The following is a 26531-nucleotide window of genomic DNA, read 5'->3' on the forward strand; positions in this document are numbered from 1 at the left end:
TTGCGGGAGACACCTAGTTGCGGGAGACACCTAGTTGCGGGAGACACCTAGTTGCGGGAGACACCTAGTTGCGGGAGGGACTGACTTCACGGACCCGAATGCAGGGGGCGCGCCATTCAACGCGACCGATCAAGGATTTAGCTACCGTGCTTCTCAGCTCTTGAAGTTTCAACGCCTCGTGCTGATTTCCGATGCTGCTATCGACATTGATAATGTCACGAACCGGTAGTTTTTGCAACGGCTACAGCTAAGGAGCTTGGGCCGGCGGAGGCGCATCCGTCTCTCTACCTTCGGCGTGGAGGAGGCGATGCGCGGACCGGATCGGAACCGATTCCTAGGCATGGGCTATGTTCGCGCTGTCCGCCCCCGCCTCACCTCAGCCTGACCATTCCATGATGCTGCTTTCTGTGCTCCTCCTCCTCAAAGACCCGCCCTACCCGACGGGCACCGGCCTTGAATGGCTGCCCATCGCGAGCGTGCTGGTCGCCGTGCTGTTCCTCATTGCCGTGATCTGGATGGGGAGCCGCCACACGGTGTAGGAGTAGTCGCCTTACGGCCGTACGCTCACCGCCGACCGCCGTCGGCACGTGCATAAAGAAACCGCCGCCTCGGGACATCCGAAGGCGGCGGTTTCGCGTTTCAGCGGGTCGCGTCAGCGTCGGGGCCTAAGCATCGGGGCTTAGTTGCCCGAGACCTCGGCGATGTAGTCGAGCTGCTGCTGGGCGGCACCGACGATGCGGTCCATGCCTGCGCGGCGGGCGTAGGCGAGGGCCTGCTCCAAGTTCGACTGAGCGGGGCCGAAGCTCTCGCTCTGCACCTGGGCGGCACCGAGGCGGTAGTAGGCACCAGCGTAGAGCTTGTTGAGCGTTTCGTTGTCCTCGCCGAGCAGCGGGGTGGCCTCGTCGAGGGTGGCGATGCCAGCGCTGTAGTCCTTGTCTTTGATCTGCGCATTGGCCGCGCGGAGGTAGGTCATGCCGAGCATCTGGCCCGCCATGCTGTTCACGCTCGACTCGCCAGCCGCCTCGGTCGTGGCGATGAGTTCGCTGAGCGAGGTCTGCGCGCCTTCCATGTCGCCCGACTTCATCATCACCTGGGCACGGACGAGCTGGAAGTTGTACTCCTCTGGCGCGAGCTCGATGGCCGTGTTGAGCTGGGCCATGCCGTTCTCGAAGTCGCCCCCGTCGGCGTAGGCGTCGCCGGCGAAGTAGCGGAGGGTTGCCTCGTTGCCAGCGTTGTCCAGCCCCGAGGTGAGGTCGGCGGCTAGCACGAACTGCTCGGCAGCGCTCATGTAGGCCGTGGCTGCGGCAGCCTCGTCCTCGCCAGCGGCCTCGGCGGCGGCCTTGTAGGCATCGCCGGCGCTCTTGTAGGAGGCTACCGCGCTCTCCGTGGCGGAAGCCGCGAAGGGAACGAGTTCGTCGTCGCCCGACTCCGCCGCGATGTCGCGCGCTTCCAGGTAGAGGCTGGCGGCCTCAAGGTAGCCTTCGGGCGTGTCTGCCTCAGCGACGGCCTGCGCCTCTTCGAGCTTTTGGGTGTAGGCCGTGCGGGCGTCGGCGGCACCTTCGGCAGGGGCGGCCTCATCGGCCATCTCAGCGGACTCCGTCATCTCGGCCGCGTCGGCCATGGGGGTCTCCTCCGTGGACTGCGCAACGGCAGGCACAGCGACGAGAGCGAACAGGAGCAGGAGAGCTAGTCGGGACATGTAAGGAGCTATTTGTTAGCGATCTGGAGTGAGAAGCGGTGGTCAAACGGAGCGCACCGGGCAGGGATCCGGCCAACGATGTGCCACGTCAGGGGGAAAGGGGGTACCCCGGTGCCCTAAGACGCGATGCGGGGCAGCGAGGTAACACGCACTCCGGGTTCTGAACGGGCCAACGGGACGTATTCGTGCAACCAACCAAAAAGACACCGAGGTCGGATGAAGGTTGCACAAAGAACCGATGCGGCCCTTAAAAATTGGGGGCGACGCCCTCGGCCTGGCAAAACTGAACAATCCGGGCGACAGCTTCGGCGGGATCGTCCGTCAGGGTGAACAGGTCGAGATCCTTGGGCGAAATGTTGCCCGCACCGAGCATGTGGGTGCGCAGCCAGTCGAGGAGGCCCGACCAATAGTCCACGCCCATTAGGATAACCGGGAAGCGGGCCTCCTTGTGCGTCTGGATGAGCGTGAGCGCCTCGAACAACTCGTCCATGGTGCCGAAGCCTCCCGGCATCACCACGATGCCCTGGGCGTACTTCACGAGGAGCGTCTTGCGTACGAAGAAGAAGTCGAAGGAGAGCGTCTTGTCGTGGTCGATGTAAGGATTGGACCCCTGCTCGAACGGGAGGATGATGTTGAGGCCTACCGACACGCCTCCGGCTTCGTGGGCGCCGCGGTTGGCCGCCTCCATGATGCCCGGCCCGCCGCCTGTGACCGTCGCATAGCCCTCGTTGGCTAGCTCGCGCCCGAGCGCCCGTGCCATCTCGTAGTGAGGCTGGCCTTCCTTGGTTCGCGCCGAACCGAAGACGGTCACGCTGGGGCCGGTCTCGGCGAGGGTCGAGAAGCCCTCCACAAACTCGCTCATGATGCGGAAGACGAGCCACGAGTCTCGGTTCTGCGAGCGCGTCCAGTTCTCCTGGTCGCGAGGGGTCATGGGGCGTTGGGCGCGGAAGGGCGTGGGCTGGGGTGATTCCATGGAAAGGTGGGATAGGTTGGGGGGAGATCGGCGCGCGCGAGCGCCCCAGGAAAATACCAGGCACAAAAAACGGAGACCCGAATGGGCCTCCGCTTTGGGGTGGGGCTAGGGGATGCGATCAGAGGGCGACTGGCAAGACGCTGGGAATGGCATCAGTGACGCAACCCCGGCAGGATACAGCCGCGGCCGGACTGTCGCCACGCTTTTCCTCGCGGTTGGCCCCCGGACGGGAAATTTGGAACGAGTCTACATTCACAAGACGGCATTCACGGAGCGGGGCTGCTCGTCACGAACCCATCCTCGTGCCTCGCATTCAATCTGGCTCCCTTCCCGCCTCGTCCGCTGACCGCTCTTCGCCTGCCCATGCCCGATACGGCCGATCTCACCTACGCGCCTCTCGATGTCGACGAGGAACTCGTCGAGAACGTGCGCGCGCTCATCGAGGATGGGCAGGCGGCCATGGTGCGCACACTGGCCGTGGATTTGCACCCGGCTGACCTCGCTCAGCTGATGAGCCACCTGCCACCTGAGCAGAGCCAGACGCTCCTCGGATGGCTCCCCACCGAGCGTGGTGGCCTCGTTCTCCCCGAGTTGGAGTCGGCCTACCGCGCCGACCTTCTCGACGAGGTGTCGCCCGCTGAACTGGTGGCGCTCATCGACGAGATCGATACGGACGATGCGGCGGACGTGATCGCGGACCTGCCCGCCGACGTCTTCGCGCGCGTGCTGCCGCAGCTCGAAGATCGGGCCGAGGTGGAGCACCTCCTCGGCTACGACGAGGAGACGGCCGGTGGCCTCATGGAGGTCGACTATGTGGTCGTCAACGAGGACGCCACGGTCGCCGAGGCCACGGAGGCGGTGCGCGCCTGCGCAGAGGAGGTCGACCAGGTCTACGCCGTCTATGTCGTAGATGCGCGGCGGCGGCTCCAGGGGATCGTCCCGCTCAAGCGGCTCCTGCTCGCCCGCGAGGGGCGGCCGGTGCGCGACCTCATGATCACCGACATCGTCACGACCGAGCCCGACGAAGACCAGGAAGAGGTCGCGCGGCTCATGGAGCGCTACGACCTGATCGCGCTGCCCGTCGTTTCCACAGACGGCGTGCTGCTGGGGCGCATCACCATCGACGATATCGTGGACGTGATCCGCGACGAGGCAGAGGAAGACCTCCAGCGCGCCAGCGGCATCGCGGGCGACGAGGAACTCTCGGCGTCGGTGCTCCAAATCACGCGGGGCCGGCTCGGCTGGCTGCTGCTCGGTCTCGTAGGCGCGTTCCTCTCGGGGCTCGTCATCAAGGGGTTCGAGGGCAGCCTGGAGCGCGCGACCGTGCTTGCGGTGTTCATCCCGGTCGTGATGGCGATGGCGGGCAACGCCGGCATCCAGTCGGCCGCGATCGCCGTGCAGGGCCTCGCCTCGGGCGACCTATGGGGCTCGGACCTGCTCCGCCGCCTCGGCAAAGAACTTGTCGTGGCGACGCTCAACGGGGTCGTGCTGGCTGTCGTGCTCGGGGTTGCCGTGCTGGTGCTGCCGGGCTTCGTCGAAGGGGCAGGGGGGGCGCTCGCCGCGACGGTGTCGCTCTCGCTCTTCCTCGTGGTCATCATCGCCACGTGCATTGGCGCGACGGTGCCGCTCCTGCTGGCGAAGGCGGGCATCGACCCCGCGCTGGCCATGGGGCCGTTCATCACCGTCTCGAACGACATTCTCGGGCTGGCCGTCTACTTCGCCATCGCCTCGGTGCTCTTTCTGTAGGGTCGCTCTTTCTGTAGGGTCGCTCTTTCTGTAGGGTCGCCTCCGGGCCTCCTCAGTTGGGCGAGAGCGACTGCGTGAGCGCGTGCACGTCCGGCCCGATGTGGTAGCGCACGTTGCGGCGCTGCAACTCGCGGTCGATGTCGCGCGGGCGGAGGTCGAGCGGCGGCAGGGGCACGGCTAGCAGGGCGACGAGGCGGCGGCCCGGCCACGCCGCGACCTGCCGCAAGGCCTGGAGCGGATGATGGAGCGGACGGAAGTGGCGAAGCGCCGTAGCGAACCGAGGAAGCATGGTAGGAAGGGTAGAGACCATAATCCAGATAACAGTGTTAAGTCCCGTAGGGTTCTCGAACCTCCTACAAACATCGAGGGTGCTACCTTTTTGCCCCACGACCGCCGTGCCGTTGTCCGTTCTCTCGACGGCACCGTGGTGTCTCGTCTCCTCCTTCGCTCAATCCGCTCGTCCCGTGTCTATGCGTCTCCTGTCTCTGGTTCGTCTTGCCTGCGCGCTCCCTCTCGTGATGGTCGGGTGCGCGTCTACAAACGGTGGCGCGGACACCGAAGACCAAGGCGGGCGCTTCCAGGGCTATCCCGTCTATCTCGAAGCGGTCTACGAGGCCGCGCCGGACGACCTCGCGGAGATGGCGGACGCCGTCCTGTTCAACAAAGCCATCGTCGTGGCTGACACGCTTGCGACCGAGACGCCGAGCGACCGGCTGCTCGTCCAGATCGTGCCCCACGCCGACGGCTCACTCGTGCGCTTCGGCGAGTTTGTCGACCGCCCGTCGTATTTCCATGCGGCCGGCATCGCCGCGCGGCTGGGGAAGGCCTACGCGGACGTGCTCGTTGGGCTAGGCGGGGAGTACCGTGAGGACACGCCGTTCACGGCGTCCGGGCCCGCGCGCATCGTGCCGCAAGCGACAGGACTCGCCTGCCCCGAGGGCGTCCGCGACGAAGGCGGCAGCCTGGCCGACAACGGCAACACGGTCATCGCCGTCCCCGAGACGTCGCCCTCGCTGCTCCCCACGCGCGAGATGGCGATTCAGCAGTTCTACACTGAATTGCTCGACTATCCGCTCGCGCTGCGCGGTGCGAAGGTGCAGGGCACGGTCTTCTCCCGGTTCATCCTCGGCGAGGACGGCGTTCCCACGTGCGGCGAGATCCTGATCGGGCTGCCCGGCGGCCTGAACGAAAACGTGCTGACGGCAATCGGCGCGCTGCGCTTCGAGCCGGGAAAGGTGGCCAACGACACCGTCGAGGTGCTCTACGTGTGGCCGGTCCCCTTCAACGCGGCGCCACCGCAGCAGCGCCGGTAGGAACGCCCGGCGCCACGCGCAGGCCCACGGTGCGGCGTAGCTTGCGGCATGATCCGCAAAAAACTCTGCCTGCTCGGAACGTCAGCGGTTGGCAAGACCAGCCTCGCGCGCCGTTTCGTCCGGGGCATCTTCTCAGACGAGTACCTCACCACGCTGGGTGTCAAGATCGACAAGAAGGCCGTGCTGCTTGGCGAGGTGCGGGTTGAACTCTTGGTGTGGGATCTCAACGGCGAGGACTCCTTCCAGAAGCTGCAAATGTCCTACCTGCGCGGGTCGGCAGGCTACCTGCTGGTGGCGGATGGTACGCGCCCCACCACGCTCGACTATGCCCTCGATCTGCACGAGCGGGCACAGAGGGTCACCGGGGCCGTACCCTACTTGATGCTGCTCAACAAGGCCGACCTCGTCACCGAGTGGTCACTCGACGACGCGCGCATGGCCTCCCTGGAAGCGGCCGGACACGAGGTGCGGCGCACCAGCGCGAAGAGCGCCGAGGGCGTGGAGGCGGCGTTCCACGACCTCGCCGCGCGCATGCTCGGCTAGCACTACCACGCGGGCCCATGCTTGCTGCGACCCCGTGCTCGCTGCGACGATGCGCCCTGTCCTCCTTCAGCCTCGGCGCGTCTACAGCCGCCCCGCCATGTTTCAGGAATCGCTACCCCTCCGACCGCTTCCCCGCGCCCTACCTGCGAGCCTGGACCTGGCGCTTCTGGAGCGGTCCGACGGCCAGTTCATTCGCGTGGGCCTGCCGCCGGAGTGGTTCGATGTCTTCTTCGGCGATCCTGGACGTCCAGACAGCGGCCTCGACTTGGCGTCAAGGTCTTTGTTTCTGGAGAACTTCCTGCTAGACGCCGAGGCGCACTGGGCGGCGGGCTCGGCCCAACCGCTCCGGTCGGGTCCGTGGACGGAGACGGCCCCGGACGGTCGCGAGCGGCCGCTCGAAGCGATGGCGCTCACGCTCGACGGCCGGGCACTGCTGCTGATCGGACCGCCGGCGCTCGACTTCGCGGGCATGCAGCAGGTCTTCCAGTCGGCCCGTCAGGAAGCGCTTGACCGCCAGCGGATCCAGCGGGAGATCGAGCGCCGCGAGGTGCTGCTGCACTGCATCGTCCACGACCTCGGCAACCCGCTCGGGAGCGTGCGCGGCGCGCTCCAGCTCCTCGACGACGACCTCAAGGCCGGCGCGACCGAGGCGGAGGCGACGCAACAACTCCTCACCATCGCGCTGCGGCAGGCCGACCGCATGCGCGAGATGATCCGCTCTATTCTGGACGTGTTCCGCGCGGAGGTGGATGCGTTCAACCCTGCCGCAGACCGCACGGGCCTGGCGTGCGACGCAGCGCTCGTCGTACGTCGCGTCGTCGAGGCGCTGGAGCCACGAGCGCGGACGCGGCAGCAGGCGCTCGCCATGGTGGGAGCAGACGAAGCCTGTCCTGTCGTGGCCGAGGAGAACCGTCTCGAACGGGTCGTCTACAACCTGCTGGACAACGCCCTGCGCTACACGCCCACCGATGCAGGAGTCACCGTGACCCTACGCCGCGACGCCGAGGCCGTGTGGCTCACCGTCGACGATGCGGGTCCGGGTGTGCCAGAGAGCATCCGCCCGTTCCTCTTCCAGGCGTTCAGCCAGGTCGGCGGTCGGCCTGGCAAAGCAGGACTTGGCCTCTACTTTTGTCGCATCGCGGTGAAGGCGTGGGGCGGCGATGTGGGGGTGCTCGACGCTCCGGGTGGCGGCGCGCGGTTCCAAGTGCGGTTGGACAGGCCCGCACAGGCGATCCCTCTCGCTGGATCTAGTCGATAGATCGGAACTACGCTCGGCGAGTGCAAGGCAATGGCTAAAAGCAGAGGGCTCAGTCGTAGATTGGAGGCCCCACCCAGGGACGTCACGCGCAGGCTGGCTCGCTGAGCCACGTCCTTCGTGGCGTCCACCCCGCACACGCACGTGCCGCCGGTTGCGCCTTCTAAGACAGCATGGTCGCCCAAGGAGTTAGATCCGTGGTGCCGAGGTGTCTTGACGAGTCGGGACGGTCTACCTCGACGGTGATCTGCCCCGAGCCGAACTACCACCCTGCGCTCCCGCTCGTCTCATCCTGGCGGTGCGTTCCAGCCACGCCCCCTCATGCCGCTTCGCGTCCTCATCGCCGACGACGATCCCGACTATGCCACCCTGTTTTCCCGTAGAGTCCGCACGGCCATCGACGCGCTCGAAGGGGAGGAGACGCAGGTGGAAACCTTTGGATCGGGCGAGGCCCTGCTCGCCGCCGTCGATGCGGGCGTAGACCCCGCGCTCGTCTTCCTGGACGTGTCGATGCCGGGCCTCGATGGGCTGGAGGTACTTCGGCGGCTGAAGCTCGCCCGCCCTGGGCTGCCCGTAGTGATGGTGTCCGCACAGACGACCATCCGCGTCGCGCTCGATGCCATCGAGCTCGGTGCGCACGACTACCTCACGAAAGCGCAGGACGACATGGTGAAGGCTCCGTTGGTGGTGCGCCAAGTGGCAGACCGTCGACGCACAGCCGCCCGTCTGGAGGCGCTCCGTCGCCGGGTCACGCTCCCGCCTGATGGGCCGCAGCTCATCGGTTCGAGCGAGGCCATGGTGGAGGTCTACCGCACCATCGAGAAGGCCACGCGCGGCGACCTCGCCGTGACCATTCTGGGGGAGAGCGGCACCGGAAAAGAACTCGTCGCCGAGGCGATCCATCACAGCTCGGCCCGGGCCGCGGCGCCGTTCGTGGTGGTCAACAGCGCCGCCATCCCGCGTGAGTTGATGGAGTCGGAGTTCTTCGGCCACGAGAAGGGAGCGTTCACGGGCGCGCTTACCCGCCGCCGCGGGGTCTTCGAGCTCGCCGACGGGGGGACGCTCTTCCTCGACGAGATCGGCGACCTCGCGCCAGACTTGCAGGCGAAGCTGCTGCGCGTCCTGCAGGATGGGTCGCTGCGGCGCGTCGGGGGCTATCAGACGCTGCGCGTTGACGTGCGCGTGATCGCTGCCACCCATCGCGACCTGGAGCAGATGGTCAACGACGGCGCGTTCCGGGAAGACCTGTTCTACCGCCTCTGCCAGTTTCCGGTCGCGCTGCCGCCGATGCGCGAACGCGGTGCCGACATCCTGCTTCTAGCCGAGCACTTCCTGCGCGCCTTTGCGGAGCAGCACCCAGACGTGACTGGGCGCACGTTTTCGCCCGCCACGCGCCGGACGCTCCTCACCTACCGGTGGCCGGGCAACGTGCGGGAGCTCAAGAGCACGGTGGAGCGCGCAGCGCTGTTGACAGACGACCCCGTCATCGAGCCGTCTGACTTGATGCTGCAGGAGGAGCCCGTGCAACTGCACGTAGCGCCCTCGAAGCTCAACGTGGAGGCAGAGCACTCCGTTCAGCGCGCTACGGCAGCCATTCCTGTCGAGCCGCGCCCTTCAGCGGCGGCGCTGCTTCGTGACGGCACAACGGTAGACGAGTTGCCCACGATGGAAGAGGTGCAGCGGACCGCCTTCCTGCACGCCCACGACGTCTGCGAGGGCGTGGTGGAAGACATTGTGCAAGCCCTCGACGTGTCGCGCTCATCGGTCTACCGCATGCTCAAGCGCTACGATCTGATGGGTGGGCGCACCTGGGGCGGACCGCGGCCCAACTCGGGCCCGCGCCGCAGGGGCAAGCACGACGCCTAGCACGACGCCTAGCGAGGGCGACCGCGAGAAAAGTCGGACCAGGCTGATCCCAGACGAGGACGCGTTGCGTGATGGAGGTGGAGAGCGGCTGTGTCCCTGTCCCTTTCGTTTTCGTAGCCTCTCTGGTGGAAGCCATGCCCTCGATTCGTTTCTCCCCCGCCTCGTATGTCTATGCTGCGGCGCTGATGGCTTTAGGCCTCGTAGGCTGCGAGCTAGCACAACTCGACGCGGACGCGGTGCCTGTGGGCCCCGGTGCTGTGACGACGGTGGCCAGCGTAGGCGGCGACCCGCTCGCGGCAACGGCCGACGACCTGAACGGGAGCGCCGAAGCGGAAGCGTTCTACTACGACCTGCAGTACGCAGCGGCAGAGGTGCGCGGCCCGGCACTGCTTGCGCACTTTGTGCCGGGAGCCTACGCCGAGGAGATCGACCTCCAAGCGGCCCGCGAAGCCTTCTGCGCTGACCTCGGCGAGGGGGCCGAAGCGTGCCACGCCCTGTCCGAGCAGGCCGACGCGCTCGCCAGTGAGCACGGCCTCGACCTCGTCGCGCTCGGTATAGCCGCGGTGGAGGCCGACCTCTACGCGAAGGCATCCGACGGCTTTGACTTTGCCCGCCGTTGCCCGCCGCCACCGGAGCCTGGCGCCGCGCAGGTAGCTGTCCCGACCTACTATCCCAACGCCTACTTCGCCGTCGAGTCCTCCGTGACAAACCGCAGGCAGTCGGTGCTGGCCCTACAGTTCGTGACCTGCGAGTCGTGCCGGGGCCCCGCCGCGCGCCTCGACGTCACGCTGCGCACGTTCGGTACCCTCGCAAAGCCGAGGTGCCCGCGCACTGGCTGCAAGTGCGAGCCGCCCCGCGACACCGACTGAGCGACCGAACGACGACCGCCGCTGGCTCGCCGCGTTCCTATTCCGGGAGCGCGGCGAGTCGCGTCTCGATGGCGTCGAGTTGGACTTGGGCCTGAGCGACGGCGGCGGTGTCGGCATCCGATTGGGCGTCCGCGAGTTGTGCGCGGTAGCTGCGTCGGCTGTCGGTGAGTCGGATCCGCGCCTCTCGGTACTGCCCAAGGTCGTGGAGCACGCGTCCCGCTTGCAGGTCGAGCGTGGCCATGCGGCTATCGGGGTGATTGAGGTCGGCGGCTAGGTAGATCGTGCGAGCCTCGTTGAGAGCGGCAAGGGCATCGGCGAGACGGTTCTCGCGCTGGAGGAGCCGGGCGAGGGCGATGAGCGGGTAAGCAGACCAGGGGTGGTCCCGCCCGAGGGTCTCCGCGTAGACGGCTGCGGCCTCCTGGTAGTGGGTCTCTGCGGCTGCCAGGCCGCCGGTGCGTTCCTCGATCCCAGCAAGGCGATAGAGGCTCGTCGCAACGAGGTCGTGAGCGTCGCCGTGGAGGTGGCGATAGAGGTCGAGCGCGCGGCGGTGGGCCCCCAGTGCCTCCAGGTTACGGTCCTGGGCCGCAAGCGCCTCGCCGAGGTTATAGTGCACGTCGGCCACGTCGGGATGGTCGGCCCCGCGCGTCTCGGTGAGCAGCGGGAGCGCGGAGCGGAAAAGTCGCTCCGCGTCGGCGGGGCGCTGCTCGTCGAGCAGGAGCGTCGCGCGGCCCACGAGCGCGCTCAGGCGGGCGGGGTGCCGCTCCCAGGTCGGGCCGTCCCACCGCTCCAGCGCCGCCGTGTAGAGCGAGTCGGCGCGGGCATGGTCGTAGAAGTTGGACGCACTCATAGCGAGGGCGACAATGCTCTCCAACAGGCGCGGGTCCTCCGGCGCAAGCTGCGCGGCACGAAGCGCGTAGGCGCGGCGGTGGAGCGAGTCGGCGGCGCTGAAGTCGCGGAGGATGAACAGCGCGGCGGCCCGGTCGAAGAGGCTCTCGGCCACGTCCGGGTGCTCGGGGCCGAGGAGCCTACGGCGGAGGGCCAGCGCCTCGGTGTGGAGCGAGTCGGCGGCGGCATAGAGGCCGAGGCTCTGGTAGAGGCGGCCCATCACGGCGAGGAGTTCGCCCTGGACGCTGGGCTGCGTGTCGAGCGCATCGATCTGGGCGCGGCCGCGGGCGACGAGGTCGGCGGGCGCCAGCGCGCGCCCCCGCGCCTCCTCGGGCCCGACGCTCTCGAAGAGGCCGGTCATGAACGCCACGGTGGCCTCGGCGCGCCGAGCTTGCTCCCGAGCGATCTCCGCTTCCGACGCGGCGACCTGCGCCTGCCACAGGGCGACGCCCAGCCCGCCCACGAGCGCGAGCACCGCCACGACGGCGAACGACACCGCGAGCGCGTGCCGTCGCACGAAGCGCCCGACTCGGTACGCTGTCGCGCCGTCGCGTGCCGCTACCGGACGGCCGTCCAGCGTCCGCAGCAGGTCGTCGTGAAAGGCCTCGACCGAGGGATAGCGGGCGTTGGGATCGCGGCGGAGCGCCTTCAGACAGATCGCGTCGAGGTCGCCGCGGAGCGCGCGGCGGAGCGGCTGCACGCCGGGAAGGCCGACCTCGGCGAGGCGGGCGTCGGAGCCGGTCGCGGTGACGGTGCTGGGGCGGCGGGCGTCACCCTGCAATTGGGCTACAGCCAGAGCGCTCGGCGTCGCCGCTTCGAAGGGGCGCTGGCCGGTGAGCAGTTCGTAGAGCACCACGCCGAGCGCGTAGACGTCGGTGGCGGTCGAGATCGCGCCGCCGTCGAGTTGCTCGGGGGCAGCGTAGGCGGGCGTCAGGAGGCGTTGCTCGGTCTGCGTGCGCAGTGCCGCGTCGTCGTCGGCGAGGAGCTTGGCGATGCCGAAGTCGAGCAGCTTCACGCGGGCGACAGGGGTACGCGTCGGCGTGTCATTGCCGCTGGATTGGTCGGTGCCCGTCGCCTGGACAAAGATGTTCGACGGCTTGAGGTCGCGGTGGACCACGAGCCGCTGGTGCGCGGCCTGCACCGCTGCGCAGACCTCGGCCATCAGGGCCACGCGCGCCTCGACGCCGAGCCGGTGCGCGGCCGCGTAGTTGGTGATCGGCACGCCGTCCACGTACTCCATCACCAGGTACGGCCGCCCCTCTGCTGTCGCCCCGCCGTCGAGGAGGCGAGCGAGGCCGGGGTGGTCCAGCCGGGCGAGGATCTGCCGCTCCTGCGCGAAGCGGGCTACCACGTCCGGGCGGATCGAGTCGAGCAGCTTCAGCGCGGCGGTCTGCTCCACGACGCCGTCGGCACGCGTGACGCGATAGACGGTGCCCATGCCGCCCTGGCCGAGCGAGGCGTCGACGTGCCAGCGCCCGATCTGGGTGCCTACGAGCGTTTCGGTGAGCGCTGCTTGCATCGCGCCGCCCTCGGCGATGGCGCCACCGAGGTCGGAGAAAAAGCCGCCTGCGCCTTCCTCGGCGGCGAGCAGCGACTCGACCTCGGCGCGTAGCTCTGCATCCGGGCAGGCCGCGTCTAGATACGCCGCCCGCTCCGACGGGCCGAGCGCGGCGGCCTCGTCAAGGAGTCGCTCCAGAAGCTGCCAGCGGTTGTCGGGCATGAGGGCGGTCCGAGCAGGTGAGTCGGCGGGGCGAACTTACCCCGGTGTGCCGCTCACCCCACGAAAAACGCCGCCGCACGAGAGGTGCGACGGCGTTTCGGGAGTACCGCGTACGGGATTTGAACCCGTGTTACCGGCGTGAGAGGCCGGCGTCCTGGACCCCTAGACGAACGCGGCAGGGACTGGAAAATATGACGGGCTCACTACCTTCGTTCCGTCGGGGGCTCGCATTTCATGCGCTCGCCACACTACGACGGGTCAGCGCGGTCAGCTAGGCAGGAACCGGCTCGTCCCGCCGAACGACTCCGTGTACCGGTTGGCGTCCTCCAGCGCGGCTTCTTCGGCGCGGATGCGGACGCGCAGCATCCAGGCGTTGAGCAGGGACCACACGAGCGCGGTCAGCCAGGCCGTGTGCAGCAGCGGCACGGCCACGAGTTCGAGGATTACGCCGAGGTAGTTGGGGTGGCGCACGTAGCGGTAGATGCCGCCCGTCACCGGGGGCGCGTCCGGGAGGACCCAAATCGTCACCGTCCACCGGTCGCCGAGCGTGCGGATCGCTGCATAGCGGAGCGTCTGCCCGAGCAGCGTGACCACGAGCGCGACGCCGAAGAGCCACGGAATGAACGGGCGGTCGAGGAGCCAGACCTCGGCGAGCATCACCACAAACCAGGACGTGTGCAGCGCTTGCATCCAGCGGAAGTGCGCGTGGCCGACCTCGTAGCCGCCCTCGGCGCGCAGCGTCGCCTCGTGGCGCTTGCTCAGCCGCACCTCCGCGATGCGCTGAGCCGCGACGGCGAGCACGAGGAACGTGAACAGTAGCTGGGTGGTCACGGCGAGCGTGGGGGCGTGAGTTCGAGCGCGACAAGGTAGCGCGTGAAGGTGGCGCCGCGCCGCTCAACCACCTCGGTGCCCAAGAGCAGGAAGCCTGCGCGTTCGAAGACCGGGCGGCTGAAGACGCTTGCCTCGGAGTGCAGGCGAGCGACGCCCGCAGCCCGTGCCCGCTCGATCACGGCGACGAGGAGGCGCAGGCCCAGGCCCCGGCGCGTCCGGTCGGGCCGCACGTAGAGCGAGGCGACGTGCCCGTCGGGCCGCCACCCGGCAAACCCCGTCGGCCCCGTCGCGTCCTCAGCGACGAGCGTCTCCGGGCCGAGAAGAAACGCCTCAAACGCTGGCTCGTCGGCAAACGCGGCCCAGGCGGCGACCTGCGCTGGGGCATAGGCAAGCGGTCCAGCAGCGAGCACGGCGTCACGGTAGAGCGTGGCGAGCGCAGGAAGGTCGGCAGCGGTGGCGTGGCGGAACGGGGACACGGCCGGGCGAAGGAACACCGAAAAACGGGGAGAAGAGGAGGCAGGTGGAGCTAGGCCCATGCGACGAGCGGCGATCCAGTGTAAATCGTGCGGTAATTCGCTTCCGTAGTAGGGCCGGTAACACTCGCGTAACGTCTGTGGTTGTCGCGGGCCGTTTACTTGTACGGTTCCGTTCCGCTCCCCCACCTCTGCGCCCGATGGGCTTTTTTGACCTCTTTACCCACCAGCAGCCTGCGCTCGTCACCGAGAGCCTGCGCCATATGGACGCCATGCTGGCCGCGACCGCCCAGATGTTCGAGGCCGCCGCCGGGCACGTCCTCGACGGCGCTCCGCTCACCGACCTCGACGCGGCCGATCAGGCCGTCAACGAGCTCGAACGGCAGGTGCAGCGGGCGGTGCTGAGCCACCTCGCCCTGGGCGGCGAGGCGGAGGTGCCGCTGAGCCTCACCATTGCGTCTGTGGTGCAGGATGCTGAGCGCACCGGCGACCTCGCGAAGTCGCTGGCGAAGGTCGCCGACCTCACCGGCGTGCCGCTCGCAGGTCCGCGCGCCGAGACGCTGCGCAGCATCAGCGCCGACGTGCAGGCGCTCTTCGGCCCCGTCCGCACCGCCTTTGCCGACAGCGACCAGGGCGCGGCCGAGGCTGCGATGCAGACCGCCGCCGAGATCCGGCAGCGCGTGGAGGCGTTCGTGGCCGCCCTCGCCAAAGCCGACGACGTGCAGGTGGCCGACGCGCTCGCCCTGGGCATCGCGGCCCGCCTGCACTTCCGCACAGCCGCGCACCTGGCGGCCATCGCCTCGGCCGTGGTACGTCCCTTCGATCGCCTCCGCGAAGGCCCCGACGGCGACGACGAGTAGCGACTCGGTTTGCTGGGCGCGGGTCTCCGGGCGCTGGCCGGGGCCGTGACCGACTCCGGCCTCACAGACGTGCATCCAGCCAGCACTATCAAAGGACCAAGCCACTAAGGACCAAACCTCGATGGAACCCACGACCCCGCCGGTCTCGCAGGCGCCCGCCCCCAGCAGCGGCGGCGGCGCGTCGACGTGGCTCAACCTGCTCGCCCTCGCCGGGGTGCTGTTTCTGTTCGTCGTCAGTCTGGAGGTCATGGGCGACGGCATCAAGTCGCTCGGCGGCACCTTCGACCTGCGGGGCATGCTCGAGAAGGCGACCAACACGCCCATCCTGGCGCTCATCACGGGCATCCTCGTCACCTCGCTCGTGCAGAGCTCGTCGACGACGACCTCGCTCGTGGTGACGCTCGTGGCCGCGGGCACGCTCTCGATCGAGAACGCCGTGCCGGTCATCATGGGTGCCAACATCGGCACGACCGTCACGAACACGATCGTCTCGATGGGCCACATCACGCGGCCCGACGAGTTCAAGCGCGCCATGGCAGGCGCGACCGTCCACGACTTCTTCAACTGGATGGCCGTGCTCATCCTGCTCCCGCTGGAGGTGCTCTTCGACGTCATCTCGACGCCTGCCAAAGCCCTCGCTGACGCGCTCCCGGGCGTCGACTCGGGTGAGCCGGGCGACACGCCGTTCGAACTCGTGGCGGAGCTGATCGCGTCGGGCCTAGGTGAGATCCCCTGGCTCATGGCGATCGTCGGCTTGGCGGGGCTCTTCCTCTCGCTGCGCTTCCTCGTCAAGATCCTGAAGGCGCTCGTGCTGGGCCGCTCCGAAGGCCTGCTGCACAAGTACATCTTCGGTGCCCCCATCGTGGCGATGCTCTGCGGCGTGGTGATTACGTTCATGGTGCAGAGCTCGTCGGTGTCCACGTCCATCGTGATCCCGCTCGTGGGTGCGGGCATCCTGACGGTCCGGCAGATCTTCCCCTACACGCTCGGTGCAAACATCGGCACGACGGGGACGGCGATGCTGGCCGCGCTCGTGGCCGTGTCGAGCGGAGAGCCAGCGGCGGCCGCCGGGTTGACCATTGCGCTCGCGCACCTGCTGTTCAACATCTTCGGCATCGTGCTCATCTACCCCATCCCGTTCCTCCGCGAGGTGCCAATCCGGATGGCGGAGTTCGTGGGCGAGCTGGCGTTCAAGAACCGGCTCTATGCCATCGCCTACATCGTGGGCCTGTTCTACGCGCTACCGCTCCTGCTGGAGTTTCTCATCTTGTAGAGCCGCGTGGGGAATTCCCCTACGGAGACGAACAGAGGTCCCTCACGGGGCACACGGCAACGGGCCGTCGCGGATGCGGCGGCCCGTGTTGGTTATTGCGTGTGCCACCGTTTCGCGAGCCGGCGCCCTGCGCCTGACATCCTGCGCTATAGGCCCGGCTCCCACCGTTTCGTCGTCCAGCGCCCCCGCGTGGGGCTCGTCTCATGCCCGCAACCCAGTTCGTCGATGCCGGCGAGGTCGGCATCCTCGAGTCGCCTGAGGAGGTGCTCACCACGCTGCGCAGCGACGGCAAGCGCAAGTGGCTCTACCCGACGCCGAGCACAGGCCGCTTCTGGAAGCGCCGACTGGTGCTTGGCTGGGGGCTCATCGCGTTCTTCGTGGCGCTGCCCATCGTCAAGATCAACGGCAAGCCCGCCGTCCTGCTCGACGTGATGGCGCGCGAGTTCACGCTCTTCGGCGCGACGTTCTACCCGACGGACACGTTCTACCTGCTGCTCTTCGGCCTGAGCGCCCTCGTCTCGGTGTTTCTGCTCACGGCACTCCTCGGCCGCGTGTGGTGCGGCTGGGGCTGCCCGCAAACGGTCTACCTGGAGTTTCTCTACCGTCCCATTGAGCGCTGGATCGAGGGCCCGGAGCACGTCCGCAAACGTCGCAACGAGGGACCGCGCACGGCGGACTGGGCCTGGCGGCGCGCGCTCAAGCTCGGCATCTACGGGGTCATCTCGGTCGCTCTCGCCCACGTCTTTGTGTCCTACTTCGTCGGTTGGGATCGGCTGCTCACCTACATGCAGGGCGACCCGCGCGAGCACTGGGGCTACTTCGTGATGATGGCCGGCACGTCGGCGCTCATCCTCTACGACTTTGGCTACTTCCGCGAGCAGATGTGCACCATCGCGTGCCCGTACGCCCGCTTCCAGTCGGTGCTGATGGACGAGGACTCGCTCATCGTGTCCTATGACTTCACCCGCGGCGAGGCGCGCGGCAAGGGCAAGAAGCAGCCGGACGGCACGCGCCTCGACAAGAAGACCGGCGAGGCGCTCGGCGACTGCGTCGACTGCTACGCCTGCGTCCGCACCTGCCCGACGGGCATCGACATCCGCGACGGGCTTCAGATGGAGTGCATCGCCTGCACCCAGTGCATCGACGCCTGCGACAGCATCATGGACAAGATGGACCTGCCGCGCGGGCTCATCCGCTACACCTCGGAGCACGCGCTCGACGGCCAGAAGACGCGCGTCGTGCGGCCGCGCACGGTGCTCTACACGCTCTTCTTCGCCGCGCTTGTGACGGCGCTCTCGGTCGGCGTCGCCACGCGCGGTAGCTACGACGTGAACGTCGGGCGGACCGTCGGCTTGCCGTTCACCGAGCTCCCCGATGGCACCGTCGCCAACCGCCTCCGCTTCCGCGTCCGCAACCAGACCCCGCGCGACGCGGCCTTCGAGATCCGCGCACTCGACCCCGCTAACGCCACGCTCCGCATCGTGGGTGTGCAGCCCGTCTCGCTCGCACCGCAGGAGATGAAGCGCGTCGAGGTGTGGGTCGTCGTCCCCGCCGCCACCTTCGCCACCGACGACGAGCGCACCGCCCGCTTCGCCCTCGACTTCGACGACGGCACCGTCGAGGAGGTCGAGTACGTCCTGCTCGGCCCTTCTGAATGAGTGCGGCGGTGTCGCAGTGAGGCCGTGATGCGGTGACGCTCCATAGGTCCCACGGCCACACCGCTTCACGGCCACACCCCCGCAATCTTTCCATGACAGAGACCATCGTGCAATCCAACGGTCACACTCCCCACGAGGCGCCCCGCCGCGACCTGATCCCGCCGCACATCGCATGGCCGCTCTTCGTGGTGCTGCTGCTCGCGATGAGTGTCACGGCGGCGCTCTACACCGCCTACATGGCAAACGTCGATGGCGGCGTGACGGTGGTCGAGTCCTCCGAGTACGCGCCCGAGCGATGAGCGACGCGCGGACCCATAGCGTACCCATCAGCGCTCCGCTCGCGCCGGAGACGCCGTGCATGCACTGCGGGCTGCCCGTGGGGCCACGCCCGGTGCTCGGGACCGCCGGCGGCGACAGCCTGCCGCAGGCGTTCTGCTGTACGGGCTGCCGCGTCGTCCACGAAGCGCTCGGTGCCGCGGGCTTCGGCGAGACGTACTACCGCCTGCGCGGCGTTGCCGCGTCCACACGAGATGCAAGGCCTACCGAGAGCGATGCGCTCCAACTCGCCGAACTCGATACCGACGCCTTCCTCGCGCAGCATACTACAGATGTCGGCGAAGGCCTGCGCCGGACGCACCTCTTCCTCGACGGCGTGCACTGCGCCGCGTGCGTGTGGCTCGTCGAGCGCCTCCCGTTCGAGATCAGCGGCGTGGCCGAGGCCGTCCTCGACCTTCCGCGCGCTCGGCTGACGCTGACTTTCGACCCGGGCGCGGTGTCGCTTTCGGAGGTCGGGCGCTGGCTTGCACGGTTTGGCTATGCGGCGCGGCCTATGCGGACGCAGGCGGCAGGTCGCCGCACCGAGGCCGAGCGCGCCCTGCTGCTGCGGATGGGCGTGGCGTGGGCGCTCGCGGGCAACGTGATGCTGCTCGCCTTCGCGTTCTACTCCGGCCTCGATGCCGAGGCGGACGCGACGATGGCAGCCTTCGCGCGCTGGGTCAGCCTAGCCCTCGCGGTCCCGGCCGTCGGCTATGGGGGCGCGCCGTTCTTTCAGCGCGCCTGGGCATCGGTGCGCCTCGCCTGGCGCGCCCGCGACCCGCGCCGCCTCCACATCGACACGCCCATCGCGCTCGGCATCGGCGTGGGCACGCTCCACAGCGCGTGGGCGACGGTCACCGGTCAGGGCGAGGTGTGGTTCGACTCGATCACGGTCCTCGTCGCGGCGCTCTTGACGGCGCGGTGGCTCCAACTCCGCAGCCGTCGCCTCGCAGGCGATGCCTCCGAGCGGCTGCTCTCGCTCCTTCCTTCGATGGTCCGCCGCGTGTCAGCCTCCGGCGAAACGGTGGTGGCGCGCCTCGACGAACTGGCGCGCGGCGAGACCGTCGAGGTTCCTGCAGGCGAGGTCATCCCCGTCGATGGCATCGTCACGCAGGGTGCTAGCCAACTCAACAACGCGGTCCTTACCGGCGAGAGCCGCCCGGTGGCCGTCGCCGAGGGCGATGCCGTGGAGGCCGGTGCGACCAACCTAGTCAGCCCGCTTCGCGTCCGGGTAGAGGCTACCGGAGAGGCGACGCGCGTAGGCCGCCTGTTGAAATGGGTCCGCGACGAGGAAGGGCGCAAGGCACGCGTCGTGCTCCTCGCGGACCGGCTGAGCGGGTATTTCTCGCTCAGCGTATTGAGTCTAGCAGCGCTCACGGCGGTGGCCTGGACGTTCTTCGGGACGTTCTCTCTCGCCGCGCATCACGTCGTGGCGCTGTTGGTGATTACCTGCCCCTGCGCCATCGGCATGGCGACGCCGCTTGCCATGGCCGTCGCAGCCGGTCGCGCAGCGCGGCGGGGGATTTTCCTGAAGTCGGACGCCGCCACGCAGCGGCTCACCGAAGCGGACACTGTCGTCCTCGACAAGACCGGCACGCTCACGGAGGGCCGCATGGCGCTCGTAGAGACGGTCGCGGCTGAGGGGGTGGACCTCGACGCCACGCTCGACCTCGCGGCGGTGCTCGAAGCGGACGTGGTCCACCCGGTCGCGACGGCGCTCGTCGCTGCGCGCGGGTGCCCGGTGCTCAAGGCCGAGGCCTTCGAGGCCGAAGCGGGGCAGGGCGTGCGGGGCGTTGTGGACGGACAGGCTGTGATCGTCGGCAAGCCGATGTGGGTGTGGGCGCAGACTGTCAGCGTCTCAGAGGGGCTGACGGATGCCGTCGAGCGGTTCGCCCGCGCAGGGCACACGCCCGTCGCCATCGCCCTCGACGGGCAGCCCGCTGCCGTGTGCGCCATCGGCGACCGCCTCCGCGACGATGCGCCGGCGGTCCTCCGCGCCCTCGAAGCGGCTGGGCTGACGATCCACCTTTGCTCAGGCGACCACCCGGCGGCGGTCGCGGCTGTCGCAAACACCCTCGGCATCCCCACGGAGCGCGCCCACGGCGGCGTCGCGCCCGAAGAGAAGCGGGCCACCGTCGAAGCGCTGCAAGCCCAGGGCCGCGTGGTGGTGATGGTCGGCGACGGCGTCAACGACGCCGCGGCGCTGCGAGCGGCCGACGTGGGCGTGGCCGTCGGCGGGGGCAGCACGGCCAGCCTCGTCGCGGCGGACGTGTTCCTGACGCGCCTAGGCCTTGCGCCGCTCGCCGAAGCCTTCGCCGGGACCGACCATACGCTCGGCGTGGTGCGCCGGAATCTTGGCATCTCGCTCGTCTACAACGTCGGTGGCGCTGCCGCGGCGATGCTCGGCCTCGTGACTCCGCTCGTCGCCGCCGTAGCGATGCCGATCTCGTCGCTGCTTGTGGTGGCGTCGTCCATTCTGCAGCGCTCCTTCCGCGCCGACGGCGCGGTCCCGTCGTCCCTGATCTCTGGTCATTCGACTGGAAGCTCCGGCCACCGTGTCGCAACCGACCCAGGACCCACGACCACCTCGCCATGACCGTCCTCTACGTCCTGATCCCGCTCGCCCTCCTCCTCGCTGGTGCTGGCGTGCTTGCCTTCCGATGGGCCGTGCGCTCCGGGCAGTTCGACGATGTCGAAACGCCAGCGCTCCGCATCCTGATTGAGGATGATCATGTCCCTTCGTCCTGAGAGGGCCATTCCTGACCGCGTTCACCTGACTCAACCCATCATGTCTGCTGCCCTGCTAACTCCAACGACCACGCAAGCCAAGAGCAAGGTCGCGGCCCAAGCCGAGAACGTACCGCGCCCGATCAGCCCACTCGGCGGCGCGCTCGTGGATGCTGGTGCCGCGTCGTTCCAGTGGCACGGCGTACCCAACGCGACCGGCTACGTCGTCCATATCTCTGACGACGAGTCGTTTGCAGGCGACGTGCTAGAACTCGATGCAGGCACCGCGACTGAACTGACGCTCTTCAGCACATTGCCCGTGCGTGCGTCGGACCTGTTTTGGCGCGTGGAAGCCACGACGCCCGAAGGAGTCGTCCAGAGCGGTTATGGCCGGTTTGTGGCCGCTGGCGACGACGCCGTGGACGCGTACCTGGCCGAGCAGGAGGTCAAAAGGGCAGCCCTAGCTAAGGACATCGCGAAGGCCCGCGCCGCCTACGCCTTCGAAAAGGACCTCATCCCTCCCTACGAGCGTCCCGAGAGCGTCACGCACACGGCGTTACTGCTCACGATGAGCTTCTTGCTCTTCTCCTTCTTGCTGATCGTCGGCTTCGTCTGGGCGATCATGAACAATGCCCCGGTCTAGGTAATCGGTAGGCCAATCGGGGAGAGCTGCCAGGCGTCGGGACCGCTATCTCAGCGCCTCGTCGAGCGTGCGCTCGATCTCGCGGGTGAGCGCGCCGCGCAACGGACGCATCATCATGCTCAGCGACGCCTGGACGCGCAACTCCGTGTCGGTGGCGACCACGTCGCCCTTGACGCCGCGACCGGCGATACGCAGCACGTCGCCGTCCCAGCGGGCATCGACGCCGTAGTCGCGTTCGAGGTCGGCGGCTAGCTCCGTGGCGAGGGTTCGGGCTGCCTCGCGGCCAAGGTCGTGACGGCGGCGTACGTCGATGTGCGGCATCGGGGGGCGGGTTGGAGGAGAGGCAAGGATGAGGCTGATAAGATCGGGCTCCCGACGGTAGTGGTGGGGCGAGACGGGCGCAATCGTGAACGGACAGCACGCAGGCCGTGAACCTACCGCGAAATGCCGCGCTGTGGCTATCGTTTGTGCCGCGATGTGTCAATATTGGGAACAGGCGATGCCGCAGCGCGTCAAAGCTGCTGTCAACGCTCTCGCCTCCATCCCCTTGCTCTGATGTCTGACGCCCCCCAGTCCGACGCTGCCGCCGCCGCCCCGCGCCTCATCAAGCGCTATGGCAGCCGCAAGCTCTACGACACCACGCAGAGCCGCTACATCTCGCTCGACGAGATCGCCCGGCACATCCGCGATGGTGCGCAGATCCGCGTTAAAGACAACAAGACGGGCGAAGATGTCACGGCGGCCGTGCTCACCCAGCTCATCGCCGAGGAGAGCCGCCGGGACGGCAACACGCTCCCGAAGGGCTTTCTGCACGACGTGATCCGCATGGGCGAGCGGCTGAGCCTCAACGCCGCCCGCGTCAGTGAGCGCGTCAGCGAAACCGCCGTGCGTGCGGGCGAGCAGGCCGTCCGCGCCAGCAGCGAAGGCGTCCGCCAGGTCCAGCAGCAGGTCGAGGACTTCGTCAAGACCTCCATGGACCGCTTCACCCCCGCCAGCCGCGCGAAGGCCGACGATACGTCGGACGCGCCCGGCCCCGACATCCGCGACGAGATGGCGCGTCTCCGCGCCCGCCTCGAAGCACTCGAGTCGCACCTCGACACGCTCGGGTCGAACCCCAGCGGGCAGGGCGACCGCTAACCGACATCCCCCACCTGTTTCATCCATCCAACCCCGAGGTACCATCCATGGCTACCCAGACCAACAACCCCTACGTCCAGCAGGTCGAAGAGCTCGTCGAACGCGCGATCATCGACCTTCGCCGGACCGCCAAGACCGCTTCGCAGACCGCCCTCGACGCCTCGGAGGCCGTCCGCAAGACCACCCTCGACGTGCTCCGGGCCGGTGTCGGCGCCTACCTGGCCGTGGCCGAGGAGACCACCAAGACGTACACGAACCTCGTCGCTCGCGGCGAGGAGGTCGAGTGGCCGCAGCAACTCGTGGAGCGTCCCCGTGCGTTCGTGCAGGAGCAGTTTACCCGCTTCGAGAAGCAGTCCGAGCAGGCCGTCGAGGCCGTGAAGACGCAGACCGAGGAGCTCACCGGCGCCGTTGAGGCGCAGACCGAGGAGGGCAAGAAGCTCTTCGAGAAAACCGCCAAGGACCTTCAGACGCAGGTCGAGAAGGCCGTTGCCGAAGCCCTCCACCGCATCGGCATGCCGACGCGTCAGGACGTGCAGACCCTCCAGGCAACCGTCGCCAAGCTCAACAAGCAGGTCGACGACCTCCGCAAGGCGTAAGTCCTCTGACCTCTATTCAGGAGGATGGCAAACGACGAGGGCCGGGGCTCTGAGATCCTCGCTCCGGTCCTCGTCCACTGCCACCCCGTTTCTGACTCTCCCAACACCGAACTCCCATGGCTACCCAGAACGAAGCGCCCCTGACCGCGCTTGCCAAGCGTCAGGTCGAAGCCGTACAGACAACCGCTGCCGACGCGCGTGAGCTCGCGCACAAGATCGTCCTCGCGGGTCTCGGCGTCCTCTCCCTCGCTGAGGAGGAGGGCACGAAGCTCTTCAAGCAGATGACCGACAAGGGCGCGTCGTTTGACCTCACCGTCCCCGGCCGCGAGGTTGCGCAGAGCGCCGTGACCACCCTCCAGACGCAGGCGTCGAACCTCGCCACCGCGCTCCTGGAGCGTCGCGACGAGGCCGTCTTCGTGGCGGGCGAGGCCAGCAAGAAGGTCGAGCACAACGTGCAGGACGCCGTCACCACGGCCATGCGGCGTCTCGGCGTCCCGACGCGACGCGAGATCACCGAACTCACCGAGAGCGTCGAGCGCCTCGCCGCCAACATCGAGAAGCTCCGCGCTGACCGCGCCGACGCCGACAGTGGCATCTCGGCCAAGCACCTCGGCGGGGGCTGGTACGAAGTCCGCGTGGGCGGTGCCGTGCTGAAGAAGGTGCAGGGCAAGGACGAAGCGGCCAAGGCCGTCGCCGAGCTCCGCAAGCGCTAAGCGCCCTGGCCACACAGCGTATCCCCAGCGCGTCGACGTCCCCACCCCGTCGGCGCGCTTTTTGTTATTCTGACGCGCCTCTCTCCAACGTCTCGGCTTGAGACGTTGCGCGCTCTGCTCCCCCCACCTCTCGCGCTCATGCCCACGACCTCCAACGGGGCCGCTCCGAACGGCCATGCTACGACTTCGCGCCCTGGCAGCACCATCGCGCTCGCGCTCGCGGGCGGCGGCGGCGAGGGGGCCATCTACGAGATCGGTACCCTCCGCGCCCTCGATGAAGCCATCGAGGGGCTTGACTTCACCCGCGTGCCGATCTACGTCGGCGTCTCGGCGGGCGCGTTCGTGGCGTCGTGCCTCGCCAACGGGCTGACGACCTCGCAGCTCTGCCGCAGCATCGTCACGACGGACCCGGGCGAGCACCCGTTTCAGCCCGAGCGCTTCCTCATGCCCGCGTTCGGCGAGTTCCTCAAGCGCGGCCTCAGCGTCCCCGGCCTGCTCTTCGACGCGTTCAAGGATATGGCGCGCAATCCCACCGACCTGCGCGTCGTCGGCACGTTCATCGACCGGCTCACGCGCGCGGTCCCGGTCGGGTTGTTTGCCAACGACCCGCTCCGGGCGTTCTTGGAGCGCGTCTTCAGGAAAGACGGCCGCACCAACGACTTTCGGCGGCTCCGTCAGCAGCTCTACATCGTCGCGGCCGACCTCGATTCGGGCGAGGCGGTGCGCTTTGGCGAGCGCGGGCTAGACCACATCCCGATCGCCCGCGCGGTGCAGGCCTCGACGGCGTTGCCGGGGCTCTACCCGCCCGTCGAGATCGACGGCAACTACTACGTCGATGGCGTCCTCCTCAAGACGATGCACGCCTCGGTGGCGCTGGAGAAGGGGGCCGACCTCGTGCTCTGCGTCAACCCGATCGTGCCGGTAGACCTAGCTGCGGCGCGGCGCGAGGGCTTCATCCGCCCCGGTCGCCTCGTGGACCTCGGGATGCCAGCGGTGATGTCGCAGACGCTGCGCACGCTCGTCCACTCGCGCCTCAACGTGGGGCTCGCGGCCTACGAGGACCGGTATGCCGGGCAGGATGTGCTCCTCTTCGAGCCGCGCCGCGACGACACGCAGATGTTCTTCACCAACATCTTCTCGTTCAGTCAGCGCCGCACGGTGTGTGAGCACGCCTACCGCTCGACGCTAGCCAACATCCGCGAGCGCCGCGAGGAGATCAGCGCCGCGCTGATCCCGCACGGCCTCCGGCTCCGCGACGAGGTGATCGATGACCTGCACCGCGACCTCTGGGCGAACATCGGCCTCGACCCCAAGCGCCAGGGCGCGCCGACCTCCGAGGTCACGCAGCGCCTCCGCATCGCTCTCCACCGCCTGGACACGCTCATCGGCGACCGGCTGGTCTAGAACCGAGGCAATCGCTGAGCGCGCTCACGAAGCGTTGGCCATGATCGAGTCGATGAGGGCCTGGAACTCCTCCATGCACTCAGGGCAATGGTCTAGGTGCTCCTGGACCAGCGGGAGGACGGATGCGGGGTCCTGCCCACGCTGCACAAGCTCGGCATAGCGCCCGGCCTGGGCATTGCATTCCCCGCAGGTGAGCTCAGGGTCGATCTCGGGTGCGAGGAACGAAGCGAGGTGTTGGAGGGCAGTATCGATCATCACGATAGGCGCGACAGCTGGCGTGGGAGGACCGTCAGACGGCACGAGGCCGCTGGGTCTTACGCCCCAGGAAAAATGGGGCGCCCTGAACGAATTGGGCGATTCCAAGGTACGCCCCGCGCTACGGGTCGCCGAGCTCTTCGAGCGGAATCCCCCGAGCCGCCAGCTCGGTGCGCAGCTTCTTGCGGGCGTCGTGCACCAGCTTGTAGAGCGCGTTCCGGTTGGTGCCGAGTCGTTCGGCAGCCACATCCATCGGGACGCCGTGGAAGACGAGGAGCTGCATCGCCGTCCGCTGCCGCTCCGTCAGGGTCTCGTCAATGGCCGTGACGACGGCGTCCACGAGTTGCTGTTGCTCGGTCGAGCGCTCCGGGTCGGGCGCGTCGTCGGCGAAGGCCCCGAGGCGGTCGTCGGCACGGCTGCCGTCCGGCAGCAGGTCCTCGAACGAGACGTTCTCCCACCGCTTGCGGCGTAGCTCCGAGAGCGCAAGCCGGACGGCGATCTTCTGCGCCCACGTCGTGAAGCGGGCGTCGCCGCGAAACGTGTCGCGCTTGTCGAGGATCTGCAGCAGCGCTTCCTGCGCGAAGTCCTCGGCGAGCGCGTGCGCCTGCGCCGGAACGCGGCGGGCGAGTGCCGCACGGAGGCCCCGGACGAGAATGGGGCGCAGCGCCGCGAGCGCGGCATCACGACGGCGGTCGTCGTCCAGGGCCGCGAGCCACTCCTCGTTGCTCGACGGGAGAGCACGGGCAGAACGGGAACGGCGGGTCAGCATCGGCAGGG

27 protein-coding genes and 1 tRNA gene are annotated in these 26531 nt (G+C 68.3%); 18 read left to right on the forward strand and 10 right to left on the reverse strand.

Translation table 11 applies throughout. The features are described 5' to 3' along the window. Positions 1 to 392 precede the first annotated feature (392 nt). Positions 393 to 539 carry a hypothetical protein gene (locus AAFU51_17685; GenBank protein ID MEO1573086.1) on the forward strand — a complete coding sequence of 49 codons (147 nt, stop codon included), beginning with the start codon at positions 393 to 395 and terminating at the stop codon, positions 537 to 539. A gap of 140 nt (positions 540 to 679) precedes the next feature. Here the strand turns inward: AAFU51_17685 and AAFU51_17690 are convergent, their stop codons facing one another. Both AAFU51_17690 and AAFU51_17695 read right to left on the reverse strand, forming a co-directional pair. Next, positions 680 to 1699, reverse strand: coding sequence for a hypothetical protein (locus AAFU51_17690; GenBank protein ID MEO1573087.1), 1020 nt, complete (start codon positions 1697 to 1699; stop codon positions 680 to 682). Positions 1700 to 1946: 247 nt separating this feature from the next. After that, positions 1947 to 2630: a TIGR00730 family Rossman fold protein gene (locus AAFU51_17695; protein MEO1573088.1), complete on the reverse strand. Its 684-nt coding sequence runs from the start codon at positions 2628 to 2630 to the stop codon at positions 1947 to 1949. A 405-nt stretch (positions 2631 to 3035) separates the two neighbouring features. Here AAFU51_17695 and mgtE point away from each other — a divergent pair, with 405 nt between their 5' ends. Beyond that, positions 3036 to 4418: a magnesium transporter gene (gene mgtE / locus AAFU51_17700; protein MEO1573089.1), complete on the forward strand. Its 1383-nt coding sequence runs from the start codon at positions 3036 to 3038 to the stop codon at positions 4416 to 4418. A 52-nt stretch (positions 4419 to 4470) separates the two neighbouring features. Here the strand turns inward: mgtE and AAFU51_17705 are convergent, their stop codons facing one another. After that, positions 4471 to 4707 carry a hypothetical protein gene (locus AAFU51_17705; GenBank protein MEO1573090.1) on the reverse strand — a complete coding sequence of 79 codons (237 nt, stop codon included), beginning with the start codon at positions 4705 to 4707 and terminating at the stop codon, positions 4471 to 4473. Between the two features lie 181 nt (positions 4708 to 4888). Here AAFU51_17705 and AAFU51_17710 point away from each other — a divergent pair, with 181 nt between their 5' ends. The 5 genes from AAFU51_17710 (at position 4889) to AAFU51_17730 (ending at position 10264) form a co-directional block, all read left to right on the forward strand. Next, positions 4889 to 5731: an energy transducer TonB gene (locus AAFU51_17710; protein MEO1573091.1), complete on the forward strand. Its 843-nt coding sequence runs from the start codon at positions 4889 to 4891 to the stop codon at positions 5729 to 5731. Between the two features lie 48 nt (positions 5732 to 5779). Beyond that, positions 5780 to 6274, forward strand: coding sequence for a Rab family GTPase (locus tag AAFU51_17715; protein ID MEO1573092.1), 495 nt, complete (start codon positions 5780 to 5782; stop codon positions 6272 to 6274). Between the two features lie 49 nt (positions 6275 to 6323). Beyond that, positions 6324 to 7532 (forward strand): HAMP domain-containing sensor histidine kinase, encoded by a 1209-nt coding sequence (locus AAFU51_17720; GenBank protein MEO1573093.1) that lies wholly within the window; start codon positions 6324 to 6326, stop codon positions 7530 to 7532. 318 nt (positions 7533 to 7850) lie between these two features. Continuing rightward, positions 7851 to 9395, forward strand: a complete 1545-nt coding sequence (locus AAFU51_17725; protein MEO1573094.1) for a sigma-54 dependent transcriptional regulator — start codon at positions 7851 to 7853, stop codon at positions 9393 to 9395. A gap of 134 nt (positions 9396 to 9529) precedes the next feature. Beyond that, entirely contained in the window at positions 9530 to 10264 is a 735-nt protein-coding gene (locus AAFU51_17730; protein ID MEO1573095.1) for a hypothetical protein, read from the forward strand. Positions 10265 to 10301: 37 nt separating this feature from the next. On the opposite strand, the gene AAFU51_17735 is transcribed toward AAFU51_17730, so the two are convergent. The 4 genes from AAFU51_17735 to AAFU51_17750 form a co-directional block, all read right to left on the reverse strand. Then, positions 10302 to 12869, reverse strand: coding sequence for a serine/threonine-protein kinase (locus AAFU51_17735; GenBank protein ID MEO1573096.1), 2568 nt, complete (start codon positions 12867 to 12869; stop codon positions 10302 to 10304). A 104-nt stretch (positions 12870 to 12973) separates the two neighbouring features. Continuing rightward, a tRNA-Glu gene (locus tag AAFU51_17740) sits at positions 12974 to 13046 on the reverse strand. 90 nt (positions 13047 to 13136) lie between these two features. Beyond that, a complete protein-coding gene (locus tag AAFU51_17745; GenBank protein MEO1573097.1) occupies positions 13137 to 13700 on the reverse strand; it encodes an isoprenylcysteine carboxylmethyltransferase family protein in 564 nt (187 codons plus the stop codon). Continuing rightward, complete coding sequence (locus tag AAFU51_17750; GenBank protein MEO1573098.1) at positions 13697 to 14176, reverse strand: GNAT family N-acetyltransferase; 480 nt, start codon at positions 14174 to 14176, stop codon at positions 13697 to 13699. The genes AAFU51_17745 and AAFU51_17750 overlap by 4 nt, the downstream gene beginning before the upstream one ends. A 197-nt stretch (positions 14177 to 14373) precedes the next feature. On the opposite strand from AAFU51_17750, the gene AAFU51_17755 reads away from it, so the two are divergent. The 7 genes from AAFU51_17755 to AAFU51_17785 all read left to right on the forward strand — a co-directional run bounded on the left by AAFU51_17755 (position 14374) and on the right by AAFU51_17785 (position 21649). Beyond that, on the forward strand, positions 14374 to 15033 hold the full coding sequence (locus AAFU51_17755; protein MEO1573099.1) for a PhoU domain-containing protein: 660 nt from the start codon (positions 14374 to 14376) through the stop codon (positions 15031 to 15033). Positions 15034 to 15154: 121 nt separating this feature from the next. Then, a complete protein-coding gene (locus AAFU51_17760; protein ID MEO1573100.1) occupies positions 15155 to 16306 on the forward strand; it encodes a Na/Pi symporter in 1152 nt (383 codons plus the stop codon). A gap of 203 nt (positions 16307 to 16509) precedes the next feature. Beyond that, positions 16510 to 17964, forward strand: coding sequence for a cytochrome c oxidase accessory protein CcoG (ccoG, locus tag AAFU51_17765; GenBank protein MEO1573101.1), 1455 nt, complete (start codon positions 16510 to 16512; stop codon positions 17962 to 17964). 92 nt (positions 17965 to 18056) lie between these two features. Continuing rightward, the gene (locus tag AAFU51_17770; GenBank protein ID MEO1573102.1) at positions 18057 to 18263 is read left to right on the forward strand and encodes a hypothetical protein; all 207 of its coding nucleotides are present in this window, start codon (positions 18057 to 18059) and stop codon (positions 18261 to 18263) included. After that, on the forward strand, positions 18260 to 20875 hold the full coding sequence (locus tag AAFU51_17775; protein MEO1573103.1) for a heavy metal translocating P-type ATPase: 2616 nt from the start codon (positions 18260 to 18262) through the stop codon (positions 20873 to 20875). The genes AAFU51_17770 and AAFU51_17775 overlap by 4 nt, the downstream gene beginning before the upstream one ends. Then, positions 20872 to 21027, forward strand: a complete 156-nt coding sequence (ccoS, locus tag AAFU51_17780) for a cbb3-type cytochrome oxidase assembly protein CcoS (GenBank protein MEO1573104.1) — start codon at positions 20872 to 20874, stop codon at positions 21025 to 21027. The genes AAFU51_17775 and ccoS overlap by 4 nt, the downstream gene beginning before the upstream one ends. A 40-nt stretch (positions 21028 to 21067) precedes the next feature. Beyond that, a complete protein-coding gene (locus AAFU51_17785) occupies positions 21068 to 21649 on the forward strand; it encodes a hypothetical protein (protein MEO1573105.1) in 582 nt (193 codons plus the stop codon). Positions 21650 to 21694: 45 nt separating this feature from the next. Here AAFU51_17785 and AAFU51_17790 read toward each other — a convergent pair whose 3' ends face one another. Further along, entirely contained in the window at positions 21695 to 21970 is a 276-nt protein-coding gene (locus AAFU51_17790; protein ID MEO1573106.1) for a polyhydroxyalkanoic acid system family protein, read from the reverse strand. A 234-nt stretch (positions 21971 to 22204) separates the two neighbouring features. Here AAFU51_17790 and AAFU51_17795 point away from each other — a divergent pair, with 234 nt between their 5' ends. From AAFU51_17795 to AAFU51_17810, 4 genes are all read left to right on the forward strand, one after another. Then, a complete protein-coding gene (locus AAFU51_17795) occupies positions 22205 to 22786 on the forward strand; it encodes a polyhydroxyalkanoate synthesis regulator DNA-binding domain-containing protein (protein ID MEO1573107.1) in 582 nt (193 codons plus the stop codon). A 47-nt stretch (positions 22787 to 22833) separates the two neighbouring features. Then, positions 22834 to 23382 carry a phasin family protein gene (locus AAFU51_17800; GenBank protein ID MEO1573108.1) on the forward strand — a complete coding sequence of 183 codons (549 nt, stop codon included), beginning with the start codon at positions 22834 to 22836 and terminating at the stop codon, positions 23380 to 23382. Between the two features lie 116 nt (positions 23383 to 23498). After that, positions 23499 to 24095 (forward strand): phasin family protein, encoded by a 597-nt coding sequence (locus tag AAFU51_17805; GenBank protein ID MEO1573109.1) that lies wholly within the window; start codon positions 23499 to 23501, stop codon positions 24093 to 24095. Positions 24096 to 24233: 138 nt separating this feature from the next. Continuing rightward, positions 24234 to 25499: a patatin-like phospholipase family protein gene (locus AAFU51_17810; protein ID MEO1573110.1), complete on the forward strand. Its 1266-nt coding sequence runs from the start codon at positions 24234 to 24236 to the stop codon at positions 25497 to 25499. Between the two features lie 24 nt (positions 25500 to 25523). On the opposite strand, the gene AAFU51_17815 is transcribed toward AAFU51_17810, so the two are convergent. Together AAFU51_17815 and AAFU51_17820 are read right to left on the reverse strand one after the other, a co-directional pair. Further along, positions 25524 to 25754 (reverse strand): hypothetical protein, encoded by a 231-nt coding sequence (locus tag AAFU51_17815; GenBank protein MEO1573111.1) that lies wholly within the window; start codon positions 25752 to 25754, stop codon positions 25524 to 25526. Positions 25755 to 25875: 121 nt separating this feature from the next. After that, positions 25876 to 26523, reverse strand: a complete 648-nt coding sequence (locus AAFU51_17820; protein MEO1573112.1) for a sigma-70 family RNA polymerase sigma factor — start codon at positions 26521 to 26523, stop codon at positions 25876 to 25878. Positions 26524 to 26531: the final 8 nt, after the last annotated feature.

Source organism: Bacteroidota bacterium (assembly GCA_039821555.1).
Taxonomy (GTDB): Bacteria; Bacteroidota; Rhodothermia; order Rhodothermales; family Rubricoccaceae; genus JBCBEX01.